Below are 16,220 nucleotides of genomic sequence, written 5' to 3'. Positions count from 1 at the left end.
AATTATTCGCCTTTATTTTTTTTGATAATTTCTTCAGCAATGCTCTTCGGCACTTCTTCGTAGTGATCCATGTGCATAGTGAACGTACCGCGACCTTGCGTGTTAGAACGAAGGGCAGTAGCGTAACCGAACATTTCAGCAAGAGGAACCATCGCACGAACAACTTGCGCGTTACCGCGAGCTTCCATACCTTCTACGCGTCCGCGACGAGAAGTAACATCACCCATGATGTCCCCCATGTATTCTTCAGGAATAACCACTTCTACTTTCATGATTGGTTCAAGAAGAACTGGGTTACATTTGCTGACTGCATTTTTCAATGCCATAGAAGCAGCAACTTTAAACGCCATTTCGTTTGAGTCAACATCATGGTAAGAGCCATCAAAAAGTTTTGCTTTAATGTCGATAAGCGGGAATCCAGCTAATACACCATTTTCAAGTGAATCTTCTAGACCTGCTTGAACAGCTGGGATGTATTCACGAGGAACAACCCCACCGACAATCGCATTTTCGAATTCAAAGCCAGCGCCTTCTTCGTTTGGTTCGAATTCAATCCAAACGTGACCGAACTGACCGCGTCCACCAGACTGACGTACGAATTTACCTTCAACTTTTGCACCGGAACGGAATGTTTCACGGTACGCAACTTGAGGAGCACCAACGTTAGCTTCTACTTTGAATTCACGCTTCATACGATCAACAATGATATCAAGGTGAAGCTCACCCATACCAGAGATGATTGTCTGACCAGTTTCCGGGTTTGTTTGAGTACGGAATGTTGGATCCTCTTCAGCAAGTTTTGCTAAAGCGATACCCATTTTATCTTGGTCAGCTTTTGATTTAGGCTCAATTGCAACGTCGATAACTGGTTCTGGGAATTCCATTGATTCAAGGATAACTAGATCCTTTTCATCACATAGAGTATCTCCAGTAGAAGTATCTTTTAGACCTACAGCAGCTGCGATATCTCCTGCATATACAGTAGAGATTTCTTCACGGCTGTTGGCGTGCATTTGAAGGATACGTCCAACACGCTCACGTTTGCCTTTAGTTGAGTTTTTCACGTATGAACCAGAATCAAGTGTTCCAGAGTACACACGGAAGAACGTCAGCTTACCAACGTAAGGGTCAGTCATAACTTTAAATGCTAATGCAGAGAATGGCTCGTCATCAGAAGAATGACGCTCAATCTCTTCATTTGTATCAGGACGGATACCTTTGATTGCAGCAACGTCTGTTGGTGCAGGAAGGTAGTCAAGAACAGCATCAAGTACTAATTGAACACCTTTGTTTTTGAAGGCAGATCCAACAAGAACTGGGTAGAATTCAACATTTAAAGTACCTTTACGGATACCTGCTTTTAACTCGTCAATAGTGATCTCTTCACCCTCAAGGTATTTGTCCATAAGCTCTTCATCAAGCTCACATACAGCTTCAATGAGGCTGTTGCGAAGCTCTTCAGCTTGCTCTTTGTACTCTTCAGGGATTTCTTTCGCATCAGAACGAGTTCCAAGATCATCTTCGTAGAAATACGCAACGTTTTCTACTAGGTCAATGATACCTTCGAAGTTGTCTTCAGCACCGATCGGCAATTGAATTGCATGAGCGTTAGCTTGAAGACGATCTCTTAAAGTTCCTACAGAGTAAAGGAAGTCTGCACCGATTTTGTCCATTTTGTTGACGAAAACGATACGCGGTACTCCGTAAGTTGTTGCTTGACGCCAAACAGTTTCTGTTTGAGGCTCAACGCCAGATTGTGCGTCAAGTACAGCAACAGCACCATCAAGTACACGAAGAGAACGTTCAACTTCAACTGTGAAGTCTACGTGTCCTGGAGTATCGATGATGTTTACGCGGTATCCTTTCCACTGTGCAGTTGTCGCAGCGGAAGTGATTGTGATACCACGTTCTTGTTCCTGCTCCATCCAGTCCATTTGTGAAGCTCCTTCATGAGTTTCACCAATTTTGTGGATACGACCAGTATAGAACAAGATACGTTCTGTAGTAGTCGTTTTACCGGCATCAATGTGAGCCATGATCCCGATATTACGAGTTTTGTCTAAGGAGAACTCTCTTGCCATTGGGTAATTTCTCCTTCCTTATTGGGAAATTGTGTTTTTTAGTATATAAATCCTACCAACGATAGTGAGCAAATGCTTTGTTTGCTTCAGCCATCTTATGAGTATCTTCACGTTTCTTAACAGCAGCACCAGTGTTGTTAGCTGCGTCAAGGATTTCGTTAGCTAAACGCTCTTCCATCGTTTTTTCTCCGCGAAGACGAGCATAGTTAACTAACCAGCGAAGTCCAAGAGTAGTACGACGTTCAGGACGAACTTCTACAGGAACTTGGTAGTTCGCACCACCTACACGGCGTGCTTTTACTTCAAGTACAGGCATGATGTTTTTCAATGCTTGTTCGAAAACCTCCATTGCATCATTGCCAGTACGTTCTTTAATGATATCGAATGACTTGTATAGGATTGTTTGAGACTTACCTTTTTTACCGTCGATCATCATTTTGTTGATTAGACGAGATACAAGCTTAGAGTTGTAAATCGGATCAGGTAAAACGTCTCTTTTTGCTACAGGACCTTTACGTGGCATCTGAATATCCTCCCTTCATCAATTATACGTTTATACGTTTATTATTTTGCTTTAGGACGTTTAGTACCGTATTTAGAACGGCCTTGCGCACGGTTTTCAACTCCAGCAGTGTCAAGCGCACCACGAACGATGTGGTAACGTACCCCTGGTAAGTCTTTTACACGTCCGCCGCGGATAAGTACAACACTGTGCTCTTGCAGGTTGTGACCGATACCAGGAATGTAAGCAGTAACCTCAATTCCGTTAGTCAAACGAACACGAGCATATTTACGAAGTGCTGAGTTCGGTTTTTTCGGTGTCATTGTACCAACACGAGTACATACCCCGCGTTTTTGTGGAGAAGATACATTAGTGTGCTCTTTTTTAAAGCTGTTGTATCCTTTGTTAAGTGCAGGAGACTTTGAGTTTTCTACTTTACTCACGCGTCCTTTGCGAATTAGCTGATTAATTGTAGGCATGTTTTGTTCCTCCCTTCATTACGTTTTATAACCCACATACCCAGGTGGTTCATCAATAGGCAAAAAACAATGTCTTTACACGAGAATGAATCTCACGCAAAAACAAGAAGTACGTTATAACATAATGGCAACAGCTGCTGCTCCTACTTCAATTCCGCAGGCTTTGCCGAGCTTTTTCATGGATTCAACCATTGAGACAGCAATCCCATTATCTTTCGCAAGTGTTATCACACTTGACGTAAGAATAGGATCCGCGTCTTTTGCAACGACTACTTCCTTTACTGAACCTCGTTTTAGAGCTTTCACTGTTTGCTTCGTACCAATAATAATTGATTTGGCCTGTGATACTTTATCATAAGACATAAACATATCCTCCAAAGTAACAGGTTTATTTCGAGCACCTTGGTTATATTATCATTCTAGGAGACGAATGTCAACAAGGTATGACATTTTTTAGTTTCTATCTTCTCATAGAGTGATTTTTTTATTTAAATATGACTGCTGAAAGACTGTTTTGCAGTCTCTCAGCAGCATGATATCAGTTATTCAACCGGAACCATGTCCTCAGTCGGCTGAACATTTGAAACAGGTTTTACTTTTCGGTATTTCATCATTCCAGTACCAGCCGGAACAAGCTTACCGATGATAACATTCTCTTTCAGGCCGAGAAGTTCATCACGCTTACCTTTGATCGCTGCGTCTGTAAGGACACGTGTTGTTTCCTGGAAGGAAGCAGCAGATAAGAATGAATCAGTTTCAAGAGAAGCTTTGGTAATACCGAGTAAGACAGGACGGCCTGTAGCAGGACGTTTGCCTTCCAGCAATACCTTTTTGTTCGCTTCAGTAAATTGGTGAATATCAAGTAATGAGCCAGGAAGCACATCAGTCTCACCGGCATCAATCACACGTACTTTGCGAAGCATTTGGCGAACCATTACTTCTACGTGTTTATCGCCGATTTCAACACCCTGCATACGGTAAACCTTTTGAACCTCATGAAGAAGATACTCTTGAACAGTAGTCAGGTCAGTCACTTTAAGAAGTTCTTTCGGATCGATTGAACCTTCTGTCAGCACTTGGCCTCGAGTAATTTTATCTCCTTCCGCTACTTTTAAGCGGGAGTTATATGGTGCCGTATAAGAGCGTGTTTCAACTGCGCCTTGAACCACAATTTCCTGCTGTTTGTCGCGAACTTCATTGATTTCAACGACTGTACCGTCGATTTCGGTAATTGTTGCCTGACCTTTTGGATTACGCGCTTCGAAAAGCTCTTGGATACGCGGAAGACCCTGTGTGATATCGTCTCCTGCAACCCCGCCTGTATGGAATGTACGCATTGTTAACTGTGTACCAGGCTCACCGATTGATTGGGCAGCGATGATTCCAACTGCTTCTCCGACTTCTACATCGGTACCAGTCGCAAGGTTTCGGCCATAGCATCGTTTACATACACCATGAGGCGTATTACATGTGAAGGCAGAACGGATCCACACTTCCTCAATGCCGGCTTCAACGATTTCAATCGCTTTATCTTCATCGATCAGTTCGTTTTCGTTTACAAGCACTTCACCTGTTTCAGGGTGTTTCACTTGTTTTCTTGCAAAACGGCCGATTAAGCGTTCTTCTAAGCGCTCAATGATTTCAGTGCCTTCTCTAAGCGGTTGAGCAAGGATGCCTCGGTCAGTTCCGCAATCAGTTTCACGGATGATAACATCCTGTGCAACGTCAACAAGACGGCGTGTAAGGTAACCTGAGTCAGCAGTTTTAAGGGCGGTATCGGCAAGACCTTTACGCGCACCGTGAGTGGAGATAAAGTACTCCAATACTGTCAGACCTTCACGGAAACTAGATTTGATCGGTAACTCAATGATACGTCCAGCCGGGTTGGCCATCAGACCGCGCATTCCGGCAAGCTGAGTAAAGTTAGACGCGTTACCACGGGCACCAGAGTCACTCATCATGTAGATCGGGTTGAGCTCATCAAGTGATTTCATCAGTTTGCCTTGGATAACGTCTTTTGCAGAACTCCAGATAGAGATAACTCTCTCATAGCGTTCTTCTTCAGTGATCAGACCGCGGCGGAACTGCTTCATAACGTTATCAACTTTGCCTTGTGCTTCTTCAAGAATTTCTTGTTTATCATCGAGAACGACGATATCAGAAACCCCAACTGTAATACCGGCTTTTGTTGAATATCTGAAACCTAGGTTTTTCATGCGGTCAAGCATTTTAGACGTTTCCGTAATGTGGAATCGTTTAAAGATTTCCGCGATGATTTTACCCAGAATACCTTTTTTAAATGGTGCATTGATTGGCTGCTGTTCGATGGCAGCTTTTACATCGGCACCTTTTTCTAAGAAGAAACGGTCAGGTGTTTTCTCTTCAATGTTGCTCTTCGTTGGTTCATTCATGTAAGGGAATGATTCTGGAAGAATTTCATTGAAGACCAGTTTACCGACAGTTGTAATTAACAATTTTGAGCGCTGCTCTTCGGTAAATGTCACGTTCTTAAGGGAGTTCGCTGCAACAGCCACTCTCGTATGAAGGTGAACATATCCGTTTTGATAAGCAAGAAGCGCTTCATCCGTATTCTTGAAGACCATACCTTCGCCGACAGCACCAGCACGCTCCAGAGTCAGGTAATAGTTACCCAGTACCATATCCTGAGACGGTGTTACAACTGGTTTACCATCTTTAGGGTTCAAGATGTTTTGAGCGGCAAGCATCAAGATGCGTGCTTCAGCTTGAGCTTCTGCAGATAATGGTACGTGAACCGCCATTTGGTCACCGTCAAAGTCAGCGTTATAAGCTGTACATACGAGCGGGTGAAGACGGATTGCGCGTCCTTCAACAAGTGTCGGTTCAAACGCTTGGATACCTAATCTGTGAAGCGTAGGGGCACGGTTCAGAAGGACCGGGTGTTCCTTGATAACTGATTCTAGTACATCCCATACTTCAGGCTGTACGCGCTCAATTTTACGTTTCGCACTCTTAATGTTGTGAGCAAGACCCTTTTCAACAAGCTCTTTCATAACGAAAGGTTTGAAAAGTTCGAGCGCCATTTCCTTCGGTAATCCGCATTGGTACATTTTCAAATGAGGACCAACGACGATTACAGAACGTCCGGAGTAATCGACACGTTTACCAAGAAGGTTTTGACGGAAACGGCCTTGCTTCCCTTTCAGCATGTGAGAAAGAGATTTTAATGGTCTGTTACCAGGACCTGTTACAGGGCGTCCGCGACGGCCGTTGTCAATTAAAGCATCGACAGCCTCTTGAAGCATACGCTTTTCATTTTGAACGATAATGCTAGGCGCACCAAGGTCTAAAAGGCGTTTCAAACGATTGTTACGGTTGATGACACGACGATAAAGGTCGTTCAAATCAGAAGTTGCAAAACGTCCGCCATCAAGCTGAACCATCGGTCTGAGCTCAGGAGGAATAACAGGAAGCACATCAAGGATCATCCAAGAAGGCTTGTTTCCTGAGTTACGGAAGGCTTCCAAAACTTCAAGGCGTTTGATCGCACGAGTACGACGCTGTCCTTGAGATGTTTTCAGCTCTTCTTTTAACATATCAACTTCTTTTACAAGATCGATATCTTGAAGAAGTTTATGAATCGCTTCCGCACCCATAGATGCTTGGAACTTATTACCGTACTTATCAAGATACGCACGGTATTCCTTTTCTGATAGAAGCTGTTTCTTTTCAAGCGGAGTGTTTGCCGGATCAGTTACAACGTAAGAAGCAAAGTAAATAACTTCTTCCAGTGCACGAGGCGACATATCCAACACAAGACCCATTCGGCTTGGGATACCTTTGAAATACCAAATGTGGGAAACTGGGGCAGCCAGTTCAATGTGCCCCATTCTCTCACGACGGACTTTAGCCCGTGTTACTTCAACTCCGCAGCGGTCACAAACTACGCCTTTATAACGAACTCGCTTGTACTTCCCGCAATGACATTCCCAGTCCTTAGTCGGTCCGAAAATGCGTTCGCAGAATAGACCGTCCTTTTCAGGTTTTAACGTACGATAGTTTATCGTTTCAGGCTTTTTCACTTCACCAAAAGACCATGAACGGATTTTATCCGGTGAAGCAAGACCGATGTTCATATACTCAAAATTGTTCACATCTAGCAAGGGGCCTACCTCCCTTTTTATCTTCGGATTAACCGATGTCACTTGCCTTTATAACTAGAGATTATTCTTTTGTTACTACATCGCGTTCAACGTCTGCAGATGCTGTTTCTTCCGGCTCTTCATCACCTGATAACGCCAGGCCGTCAGCTTGTTTTGCATCTTCTTCGTCTTCTAAATCTCTCATTTCTATTTCTTCTTCATCGCTAGAAAGGATTTTCACATCCATACCTAAACTTTGAAGTTCTTTAATTAATACTTTGAATGATTCCGGAACACCAGGTTCAGGAACGTTGTCGCCTTTAACGATGGCTTCGTATGTTTTCACACGTCCAACCACGTCATCAGACTTAACAGTCAGAATCTCTTGAAGAGTGTAAGCTGCACCGTAAGCTTCAAGTGCCCAAACCTCCATCTCACCAAAACGCTGTCCGCCAAATTGAGCTTTACCGCCAAGAGGCTGCTGCGTAACAAGTGAGTAAGGACCTGTAGAGCGTGCATGAAGTTTATCGTCAACCATGTGAGCCAGTTTAATCATGTACATGATACCGACAGATACACGGTTATCAAACGGCTCTCCGGTACGTCCGTCGTAAAGAACGGTTTTAGCGTCACGAGACATTCCGGCTTCTTCAAGTGTTTCCCAAACATCCTCTTCACGCGCTCCGTCAAATACCGGTGACGCAATGTGGATGCCAAGGTAACGAGCGGCCATACCCATGTGAAGCTCTAATACCTGCCCGATGTTCATACGTGATGGTACGCCCAGCGGGTTAAGCATGATATCAATTGGTGTGCCGTCAGGAAGATAAGGCATATCCTCTTCAGGAAGAATCTTAGAGATAACACCTTTGTTACCGTGACGACCGGCCATTTTATCCCCTTCAGAAATTTTACGTTTCTGAACGATATATACGCGTACTAACTGGTTCACACCTGGAGGAAGTTCGTCTCCGTCCTCACGGTTGAAGACTTTAACATCGTGAATAATTCCGCCGCCGCCGTGAGGCACACGAAGAGAAGTATCACGAACCTCGCGGGCTTTTTCGCCAAAGATGGCGTGAAGAAGGCGTTCTTCTGCAGTAAGTTCTGTTACACCCTTAGGCGTTACTTTACCAACAAGAAGATCTCCGTCTTTTACTTCTGCCCCGATACGGATAATTCCGCGGTCATCAAGATTGCGAAGCGCATCTTCACCGACGTTCGGAATATCGCGAGTGATTTCTTCAGGCCCGAGTTTAGTATCACGTGCTTCTGATTCATATTCTTCAATGTGAATAGATGTATAAACATCATCTTTCACAAGACGTTCACTCATGATGATGGCATCCTCATAGTTGTAGCCATCCCATGTCATGAAGCCGACCATTACGTTACGGCCAAGCGCAAGTTCACCAAGCTCCATAGAAGGACCGTCAGCAAGGATTTCTCCTTTTACCACTTCATCGCCGACACTTACGATCGGACGCTGGTTGTAGCAAGTACCTTGGTTAGAGCGGACAAATTTCAGCAAGCTGTATTTATCCAGGTTTCCTTTTACTTTTTGACCGTCTACTTCTTCATAGCGGCGAACCCAAACGTTTTTCGCTTCTACACGTTCAACGATACCAGGGTGTTTACAAATCACAGCGGCACCAGAGTCTTTACCTGATACGTATTCCATACCAGTTCCTACAAATGGCGCTTCCGGCTGCATCAAAGGCACAGCCTGACGCTGCATGTTCGCTCCCATTAGGGCACGGTTCGAGTCATCGTTTTCTAAGAACGGGATACATGCTGTCGCAGCAGATACTACCTGCTTAGGCGATACATCCATGTAATCAACACGGTTTCTAGGAACAACGGTGTTCTCTCCGCGGAAACGGGCTACAATGCTGTCATCCACAAACGCACCTTCGTCATCGAGTCGTGCATTTGCCTGAGCGACAACGTAGTTATCTTCTTCATCAGCAGTTAAGTAATCGATTCTTGGCGTCACTTTTCCTGTTTCAGGATCAACACGGCGATATGGCGTTTCAATAAAGCCAAAACGGTTTACTTTTGCATATGATGATAGTGAGTTGATCAAACCGATGTTCGGTCCCTCTGGCGTTTCAATCGGACACATACGGCCATAGTGGGAGTAGTGAACGTCACGCACTTCCATTCCGGCACGCTCACGTGTCAATCCGCCCGGTCCAAGAGCCGACAGACGGCGCTTATGTGTTAATTCAGCAAGCGGGTTCGTCTGGTCCATGAATTGAGAAAGCTGAGAGCTCCCAAAGAACTCTTTAATGGACGCAATAACAGGACGAATATTGATCAGCTGCTGAGGTGTAATTGTATTCGTATCTTGAATTGACATTCTCTCACGAACCACACGCTCCATACGGCTTAAACCGATACGGAATTGGTTCTGGAGAAGTTCACCTACAGAACGTAAACGGCGGTTTCCAAGATGGTCAATATCATCTGTGTCGCCTACTCCGTGCAGCAAGTTGAAGAAGTAGCTGATAGAAGAAATAATATCAGCAGGTGTAATGTTTTTAATCTCTTCTTCAACGTAAGCATTGCCGATGACATTAATAACCTGTTCTCCTTCTTGATCAGTAGGAGCAAAGATCTTAATGGATTGAAGCGTTACTTCGTCCTCAACAACACCGCCGTTCGGATACAGCTTTCTGAAACCGATTCCGCTTTCTAAGTATGGCAGTACTTTATCAAGAGTCCTTCTATCAAGAATCTGACCTTTTTCAGCCAGGATTTCTCCTGTTTCAGGATCAACAAGCGTTTCAGCAAGTCTCTGATTAAAGAGGCGATTTTTAATATGAAGCTTTTTATTAATTTTATAGCGTCCTACATTGGCAAGATCGTATCGTTTCGGATCAAAGAAACGAGAATCAAGCAAGCTTTTCGCATTTTCCACTGTAGGCGGCTCTCCAGGACGGAGGCGCTCGTAGATTTCAAGCAGCGCTTTATCGCTGTTTTCTGTGTTATCTTTATCAAGCGTATTTCGCAGGTATTCGTTTTCTCCTACAAGATCAAGAATCTCTTGATCGGAGCCGAAGCCGAGAGCACGCAAAAGAACCGTAACCGGCAACTTACGTGTGCGATCAATGCGTACATAAACAACATCTTTCGCATCAGTTTCGTATTCTAACCATGCGCCACGGTTTGGAATGACAGTTGCGGTAAAACCTTTTTTACCGTTTTTGTCTACTTTACCACTGAAATATACACTTGGAGACCGAACAAGCTGGGAAACGATAACGCGTTCCGCACCGTTTATGATAAAAGTACCTGTATCTGTCATAATAGGGAAATCCCCCATGAAGACATCTTGGTCTTTTACCTCTCCAGTTTCTTTGTTAATTAAACGAACCTTCACTCTTAGCGGAGCTGAGTAAGTCACATCACGTTCTTTTGATTCCTCTACAGGATATTTAGGCTCCCCTAAACTGTAATCAATGAACTCAAGAGAGAGGTTACCAGTGAAATCCTCAATTGGCGATATGTCTTGAAACATCTCTCTAAGACCCTCATCAAGAAACCACTGATAAGAAGAGGTTTGAATTTCAATGAGATTTGGTAATTCTAACACTTCGCTAATGCGAGCATAGCTTCTGCGCTGGCGGTGTCGTCCATACTGAACTAGTTGACCTGTCAACTGATTCACCCCTCAAATCATGCGTATTATATGTGTAATAAGCATTTCTTCCAAAGAAAGAAAGAAAACACTTTTACAAGACAAAAGAAAAAAGGGTTTCTAATTAAGAAAACCACATCCAAAAACAAATACCGATTTTATTAGCATTTCCATACTTGTATAATTTATACATAGATATTGACATTTCATCATATCAATCTAAATATATACATTGGCATTTTATAATATTAACATAGCCAAAATACCGAGTCAAACTTTTTTTGCTTTTATGATATAATAGCCTTTCTTTTTTTGAACGACAGAAACTTCTTCGAACAGTTCCTCAAGCTTTTCAACGGCAGAAGGCGCACCTTGTTTTTTCTGTATGACGATCCACAATTCACCTGAAGCTTTTAAGTGTTCAGCGCTTTTCTCAAAGATAGCATGGACAACTTTTTTTCCGGCTCGGATTGGGGGATTTGTAAGAATAGAAGCAAATGTTTGAGCAGAGTCAACGTTTGAAAACAAATCGCTTTGGTAAATCTCAACGTTTGTTATTCCGTTTTGTTCGGCATTTTCATTTGATAACTCTACGGCTCTTTCATTAACATCAATCATGTGGATGGTCCGGTCTTTAAAGCCACTGGCCAGCGATAATCCAATCGGGCCATAGCCGCAGCCTACATCTAGAAAGCTGCCCTCAACTTCAGGCTCTTCAAAAGATTCGACCAGCAGGCGCGAGCCAAAATCGACTTCCTTTTTAGAAAAAACACCGCTGTCGCTGGTAAACGTAAACTCCTTGTTTCGAAGCCTAAAAGACCATGTTTGTTTGTTGCTTTTTACTGAAGGTTTTTCTGAATAATAGTGCTCACTCATTATTAGAACCTCCTTTTTTTCATAACTTAAAGAATGGCAAAGAAAAAGCCCGCCTCATAAAAGCGAGCTTCCCCTACAGGCAAGTGAAGATTACTTAACTTCTACAGAAGCGCCAACTTCTTCAAGTTTAGCTTTAAGCTCTTCAGCTTCTTCTTTAGCAATACCTTCTTTAAGTGGTTTTGGAGTGTTGTCAACAAGTTCTTTAGCTTCTTTCAAGCCAAGACCAGTGATTTCACGTACAACTTTGATAACTTTGATTTTTTGAGAACCTGCACCAGCAAGGATAAGGTCGAATTCGCTTTGCTCTTCAGCAGCTCCGCCTGCAGCAGCTCCGCCAGCTACAGCTACAGGAGCAGCAGCAGTTACGCCAAATTCTTCTTCGATTGCTTTTACTAGGTCGTTCAATTCAAGTACAGTTGCTTCTTTAACGGAAGCAATGATTTCTTCGATATTTAAAGCCATTTGTAATTCCTCCATTTGTTTTGATTTTTAAAAACTGATTAGATTAAGCGCCTTGTTCTTCCTTTTGATCTGCCACAGCTTTTGCAGCAAGAGCAAGGTTGCGAACTGGAGCTTGAAGTACGCTAAGCAACATAGAAAGCAAGCCTTCGCGTGATGGAAGTTCAGCAAGAGCTTTCACTTCTTCAACAGTAGAAACTTTACCTTCGATAACGCCAGCTTTGATTTCAAGAGCTTCATGCTGTTTAGCAAACTCGTTAAGAACTTTAGCTGGAGCGACAACATCCTCAGTACTGAATGCAATTGCATTCGGTCCAGTTAAGACATCATTCAAACCATCAAGTTCAGCTTGTTCAACCGCACGGCGAGTCATTGTGTTTTTGTAAACTTTGAACTCAACGTTAGCTTCACGAAGCTGTTTACGAAGTTCTGTTACTTCAGAAACGTTAAGTCCGCGGTAATCAACGATGATCGTTGATTTGCTTTCTTTTAATTTAGAAGCAATTTCTTCAACAACAACTTTTTTTGTTTCAATTGCGCTGCTCATGGTTACACCTCCTGTAGATTCTTGTGTAACACTTATACCGTTAGGTGATCACGACTGAGAAACGGATTCCATATAAAAAGCCTCCATGAGACATGGAGGCTGTATATACAAGCATACGTAACGTAATAGCTGTGATAATATACACCTCGGTAGGATATTAAGCCGTTAAGCCCCTACTGTCTACGGTATAAATGATATATTATATTTTACAACATTTTGAATCATATCAGAATGTTGAATTCATGTCAATATTATTTTACGTTGAAAGTTGAAGCGTCTACTTTGACACCAGGTCCCATAGTAGAAGTTACAGCAACGTTTTTCACGTAAACACCTTTTGCTGCAGCAGGTTTTGCTTTCAGGATTGTATCATACATTGTTGTGAAGTTCTCAACAAGTTTTTCATCCTCGAAAGAAACTTTACCGATAGGAACATGGATGTTTCCAGCTTTATCAACGCGGTATTCAACTTTACCAGCTTTGATTTCGCCGATTGCTTTTTCAACTTCAAAAGTAACTGTACCAGTTTTAGGGTTTGGCATTAAACCTTTTGGTCCAAGTACACGACCGATTTTACCAACTTCACCCATCATGTCAGGTGTAGCTACGATTACATCGAAATCGAACCAGCCTTGTTGAATTTTGTTGATGTAGTCAGTATCTCCAACGTAATCTGCACCAGCAGCTTCAGCTTCTTTCGCTTTTTCGCCTTTTGCGAAAACGAGAACGCGCTGAGTTTTACCAGTTCCGTTTGGAAGCACAACTGCTCCGCGGATTTGCTGGTCGTTTTTACGAGGGTCAACCCCTAGACGGAATGCAACTTCAACTGTAGCGTCGAATTTAGCTGTGTTTGTTTTTTTAACGAGAGCTACTGCTTCAGAAACATCGTAAGCTTTCGCACGATCTACAAGCTTAGCAGCTTCTGCGTACTTTTTACCTTTTTTAGCCATTTTAAAATTTCCTCCTTATGTGGTTATAGCGGAATAACCTCCCACGAATAAGGGTTGCGAACTTGTGAAAACTCGCAACCCGACAAGAAACAAATTAATCCTCGATTACAATACCCATACTGCGTGCAGTACCTTCAACCATGCGCATTGCCGCTTCAACGTCTGCTGCGTTTAAGTCAGGCATTTTCGTTTCAGCGATTTCGCGTACTTTATCGCGCTTAACGGTTGCCACTTTATTACGGTTTGGTTCACCAGAACCAGACTCAATTCCAGCTGCTTTTTTAAGCAATACTGCAGCAGGCGGAGTTTTTGTAATAAATGTAAATGAACGGTCTTCGTAAACCGAAATTTCAACAGGAATGATTAAACCAGCTTGGTCAGCTGTACGAGCGTTAAACTCCTTACAGAATCCCATGATATTAACACCGGCTTGACCTAGTGCAGGTCCAACTGGCGGCGCTGGGTTAGCTTTTCCAGCAGGAATTTGCAATTTTACAACTTTTACTACTTTTTTAGCCACGAGACACACCTCCTTAAGTCCGTGATGTGGTAATAGGGTAAACCCTCCCACTCAAGGTTTCATTCTTTATATGAATGACGAAATATCAAGCTAGCTGCCTTGGATAAGTCCAAGACGTACCTTTGCTATATTATCATTTATATATAGCAATTTCAAGTTTTTTCACATTACAATTTGTCGATCTGGGTAAATTCCAGCTCAACCGGCGTTTCACGGCCGAACATATTAACGAAAACTTTAACCTTGCTTTTATCGTAGTCAATCTCTTCAATTGATCCCGTAAAGTTGGCAAAAGGTCCGTCTATCACTTTCACTGTCTCTTTTAATTCAAAGTCAATGTCAGTTTTGCGTTCGTCCATACCCATTCTCTTCAGAATGGTTTCTGCTTCGCCAGGAAGAAGCGGCGTCGGTTTTGAACCAGAGCCGGCAGAACCTACGAACCCAGTAACACCTGGTGTATTGCGGACAACATACCAAGAATCATCCGTCATTACGATTTCAACAAGGACGTAACCAGGGAATACTTTCTTTTTAACGACTTTTTTCTTGCCGTTTTTGATATCTGTCTCTTCTTCTTCAGGTACGACTACACGAAAAATCTTATCCTGCATCCCCATTGATTCAACACGTTTTTCCAAGTTGGCTTTTACTTTGTTCTCATAACCAGAGTACGTGTGAACAACATACCAATTCTTTTCCATTCTCTTCAGGACTGTCCAGTCCTTCCCTCCCCGCATTTGGTTTTAGTGTACTACCATAACGCTTCATGCAAAAAATAGGCGGTAAGCCTATGATAACTTTCATTTTTAACCCACAATAAAAAACCCGCTGAACGGGTTTTGGCAAGTGATATTATGATCTATTATAGCACGTATTGCTGATCATTATTCAACTATTAAACGAATTAATTGAGAAATTCCTGTGTCAAGGAGGGCAAAAAAGATAATAAAAAAGATAACTGTTGAAATAACCGTGATGGTATAGCGAGTTAACTCTTTTCCTTTAGGCCAGCTTACCTTTTTCATTTCTTTCCCAACATCTTTAAAGAATCTCATAATACGCATGTAAAAGACCTCCACAATTTAAAAGCGCAAACACTATTTTGTTTCAAGATGAGCTGTATGTGAATTGCAAGTACTGCAGTATTTCTTTACTTCTAATCGCTCAGCCGCTGATGCAGAGCTCTTCATTGTCGTATAGTTACGGTTTCCGCATGTTTTGCATGCTAACGTAATCTTTTTTCTCATGTCATTACACCTTTTTCTAAATAGACATTAGTTCTTATCTTAAGTAACATATCATAGTCAGAAAAATACTGTCAATATACCATAAATCCCTATTACAAACTGATCTCGCGAATTTCCAGGTACTTCTCCAGCTTGCGTTTGACTCGCTGAAGGGCGTTATCGATCGATTTCACATGGCGGTTCAGCTCATCTGAAATCTCTTGGTAGCTTCTTCCGTCTAGATATAATACAAGTACTTTTCTCTCTAAATCACTTAAAAGTTCTCCCATTTTCATTTCAATATCATCAAATTCTTCCTGATTGATAATCATTTCTTCTGGGTTTAACGTTTTCGCTCCCGAAATGACATCAAGCAGCGTTCGATCTGATTCTTCATCAAAAATCGGTTTATCTAATGAGACGTAGGAATTCAAAGGAATGTGTTTCTGGCGAGTAGCTGTCTTTATTGCGGTAATAATTTGGCGGGTAATACATAATTCTGCGAAAGCTTTGAAAGAGGTAAGCTTGTCCTCTTTGAAGTCACGAATAGACTTATAGAGGCCTATCATTCCTTCCTGAACAATATCTTCTCTGTCCGCACCTATTAAAAAATAGGATCTTGCTTTTGCACGAACAAAGTTTCGGTACTTCGTAATCAAGTAATCTAACGCATCACTGTCCCCAACATGAACCTTTTCAATGACCTGCTCGTCCTCCAACTGGCAAAACTGCTCTTTGTTGAATTTTCCCTTGTTGTTCTGTAGATTCACTCCGATCCCCCCGGCGCACGTAGATAGAAATATTATACATTACTGG

General features: G+C 42.6%; 15 protein-coding genes and 1 other annotated feature. All 15 genes read right to left on the bottom strand.

Annotation, left to right across the window (positions count from 1 at the left end; all coding sequences use genetic code 11):
• Nucleotides 1-2: 2 nt before the first annotated feature.
• The 15 genes from fusA to sigH all read right to left on the bottom strand — a co-directional run bounded on the left by fusA (nt 3) and on the right by sigH (nt 16,174).
• Complete coding sequence (fusA, locus tag MTN95_RS20000) at nt 3-2,081, bottom strand: elongation factor G (protein WP_095714790.1); 2,079 nt, start codon at nt 2,079-2,081, stop codon at nt 3-5.
• Nucleotides 2,082-2,133: 52 nt separating this feature from the next.
• Nucleotides 2,134-2,604 carry a 30S ribosomal protein S7 gene (rpsG, locus tag MTN95_RS19995; RefSeq protein WP_003225784.1) on the bottom strand — a complete coding sequence of 157 codons (471 nt, stop codon included), beginning with the start codon at nt 2,602-2,604 and terminating at the stop codon, nt 2,134-2,136.
• A 41-nt stretch (nt 2,605-2,645) separates the two neighbouring features.
• Nucleotides 2,646-3,062 (bottom strand): 30S ribosomal protein S12, encoded by a 417-nt coding sequence (rpsL, locus tag MTN95_RS19990; RefSeq protein ID WP_003156445.1) that lies wholly within the window; start codon nt 3,060-3,062, stop codon nt 2,646-2,648.
• 114 nt (nt 3,063-3,176) lie between these two features.
• Entirely contained in the window at nt 3,177-3,425 is a 249-nt protein-coding gene (locus tag MTN95_RS19985; protein WP_059291694.1) for a 50S ribosomal protein L7ae-like protein, read from the bottom strand.
• A gap of 179 nt (nt 3,426-3,604) precedes the next feature.
• Nucleotides 3,605-7,204 (bottom strand): DNA-directed RNA polymerase subunit beta', encoded by a 3,600-nt coding sequence (gene rpoC, locus MTN95_RS19980; protein WP_105955682.1) that lies wholly within the window; start codon nt 7,202-7,204, stop codon nt 3,605-3,607.
• Nucleotides 7,205-7,265: 61 nt separating this feature from the next.
• Nucleotides 7,266-10,847 (bottom strand): DNA-directed RNA polymerase subunit beta, encoded by a 3,582-nt coding sequence (gene rpoB / locus MTN95_RS19975; RefSeq protein WP_227599474.1) that lies wholly within the window; start codon nt 10,845-10,847, stop codon nt 7,266-7,268.
• Between the two features lie 249 nt (nt 10,848-11,096).
• Nucleotides 11,097-11,702, bottom strand: a complete 606-nt coding sequence (locus tag MTN95_RS19970) for a class I SAM-dependent methyltransferase (protein ID WP_105955683.1) — start codon at nt 11,700-11,702, stop codon at nt 11,097-11,099.
• A gap of 90 nt (nt 11,703-11,792) precedes the next feature.
• Nucleotides 11,793-12,164: a 50S ribosomal protein L7/L12 gene (gene rplL, locus MTN95_RS19965; RefSeq protein ID WP_003156436.1), complete on the bottom strand. Its 372-nt coding sequence runs from the start codon at nt 12,162-12,164 to the stop codon at nt 11,793-11,795.
• A 43-nt stretch (nt 12,165-12,207) separates the two neighbouring features.
• On the bottom strand, nt 12,208-12,708 hold the full coding sequence (rplJ, locus tag MTN95_RS19960) for a 50S ribosomal protein L10 (RefSeq protein ID WP_044153425.1): 501 nt from the start codon (nt 12,706-12,708) through the stop codon (nt 12,208-12,210).
• 64 nt (nt 12,709-12,772) lie between these two features.
• Nucleotides 12,773-12,912, bottom strand: a sequence feature (ribosomal protein L10 leader region).
• Nucleotides 12,913-12,959: 47 nt separating this feature from the next.
• Nucleotides 12,960-13,658: a 50S ribosomal protein L1 gene (rplA, locus tag MTN95_RS19955; RefSeq protein WP_003225765.1), complete on the bottom strand. Its 699-nt coding sequence runs from the start codon at nt 13,656-13,658 to the stop codon at nt 12,960-12,962.
• Between the two features lie 94 nt (nt 13,659-13,752).
• Complete coding sequence (gene rplK, locus MTN95_RS19950; protein ID WP_003156430.1) at nt 13,753-14,178, bottom strand: 50S ribosomal protein L11; 426 nt, start codon at nt 14,176-14,178, stop codon at nt 13,753-13,755.
• Between the two features lie 167 nt (nt 14,179-14,345).
• Nucleotides 14,346-14,879, bottom strand: coding sequence for a transcription termination/antitermination protein NusG (gene nusG / locus MTN95_RS19945; RefSeq protein WP_003225764.1), 534 nt, complete (start codon nt 14,877-14,879; stop codon nt 14,346-14,348).
• A 183-nt stretch (nt 14,880-15,062) separates the two neighbouring features.
• On the bottom strand, nt 15,063-15,242 hold the full coding sequence (gene secE, locus MTN95_RS19940) for a preprotein translocase subunit SecE (RefSeq protein ID WP_010327716.1): 180 nt from the start codon (nt 15,240-15,242) through the stop codon (nt 15,063-15,065).
• A 33-nt stretch (nt 15,243-15,275) separates the two neighbouring features.
• Complete coding sequence (gene rpmG / locus MTN95_RS19935; RefSeq protein WP_003156421.1) at nt 15,276-15,425, bottom strand: 50S ribosomal protein L33; 150 nt, start codon at nt 15,423-15,425, stop codon at nt 15,276-15,278.
• Between the two features lie 92 nt (nt 15,426-15,517).
• Nucleotides 15,518-16,174, bottom strand: coding sequence for an RNA polymerase sporulation sigma factor SigH (sigH, locus tag MTN95_RS19930; protein ID WP_003225758.1), 657 nt, complete (start codon nt 16,172-16,174; stop codon nt 15,518-15,520).
• Between the last annotated feature and the right edge of the window lie 46 nt (nt 16,175-16,220).

This window comes from Bacillus sp. 2CMS4F (assembly GCF_023161785.1).
GTDB classification, from domain to species: domain Bacteria; phylum Bacillota; class Bacilli; order Bacillales; family Bacillaceae; genus Bacillus; species Bacillus halotolerans.
Note: the sequence above shows the minus strand (reverse complement) of the source record. Positions and strands in the feature narration are given on the sequence as shown.

Coding starts and splice junctions, on each gene's coding strand:
- fusA (WP_095714790.1), bottom strand. CDS start 2,081: ATGGCAAGAGAGTTCTCCTTAGACAAAACTCGTAATATCGGGATCATG.
- rpsL (WP_003156445.1), bottom strand. CDS start 3,062: ATGCCTACAATTAATCAGCTAATTCGCAAAGGACGCGTGAGTAAAGTA.
- rplA (WP_003225765.1), bottom strand. CDS start 13,658: ATGGCTAAAAAAGGTAAAAAGTACGCAGAAGCTGCTAAGCTTGTAGAT.
- nusG (WP_003225764.1), bottom strand. CDS start 14,879: ATGGAAAAGAATTGGTATGTTGTTCACACGTACTCTGGTTATGAGAAC.
- secE (WP_010327716.1), bottom strand. CDS start 15,242: ATGCGTATTATGAGATTCTTTAAAGATGTTGGGAAAGAAATGAAAAAG.
- rpsG (WP_003225784.1), bottom strand. CDS start 2,604: ATGCCACGTAAAGGTCCTGTAGCAAAAAGAGACGTTTTACCTGATCCG.
- rpmG (WP_003156421.1), bottom strand. CDS start 15,425: ATGAGAAAAAAGATTACGTTAGCATGCAAAACATGCGGAAACCGTAAC.
- rplJ (WP_044153425.1), bottom strand. CDS start 12,708: ATGAGCAGCGCAATTGAAACAAAAAAAGTTGTTGTTGAAGAAATTGCT.
- MTN95_RS19970 (WP_105955683.1), bottom strand. CDS start 11,702: ATGAGTGAGCACTATTATTCAGAAAAACCTTCAGTAAAAAGCAACAAA.
- MTN95_RS19985 (WP_059291694.1), bottom strand. CDS start 3,425: ATGTCTTATGATAAAGTATCACAGGCCAAATCAATTATTATTGGTACG.
- rplL (WP_003156436.1), bottom strand. CDS start 12,164: ATGGCTTTAAATATCGAAGAAATCATTGCTTCCGTTAAAGAAGCAACT.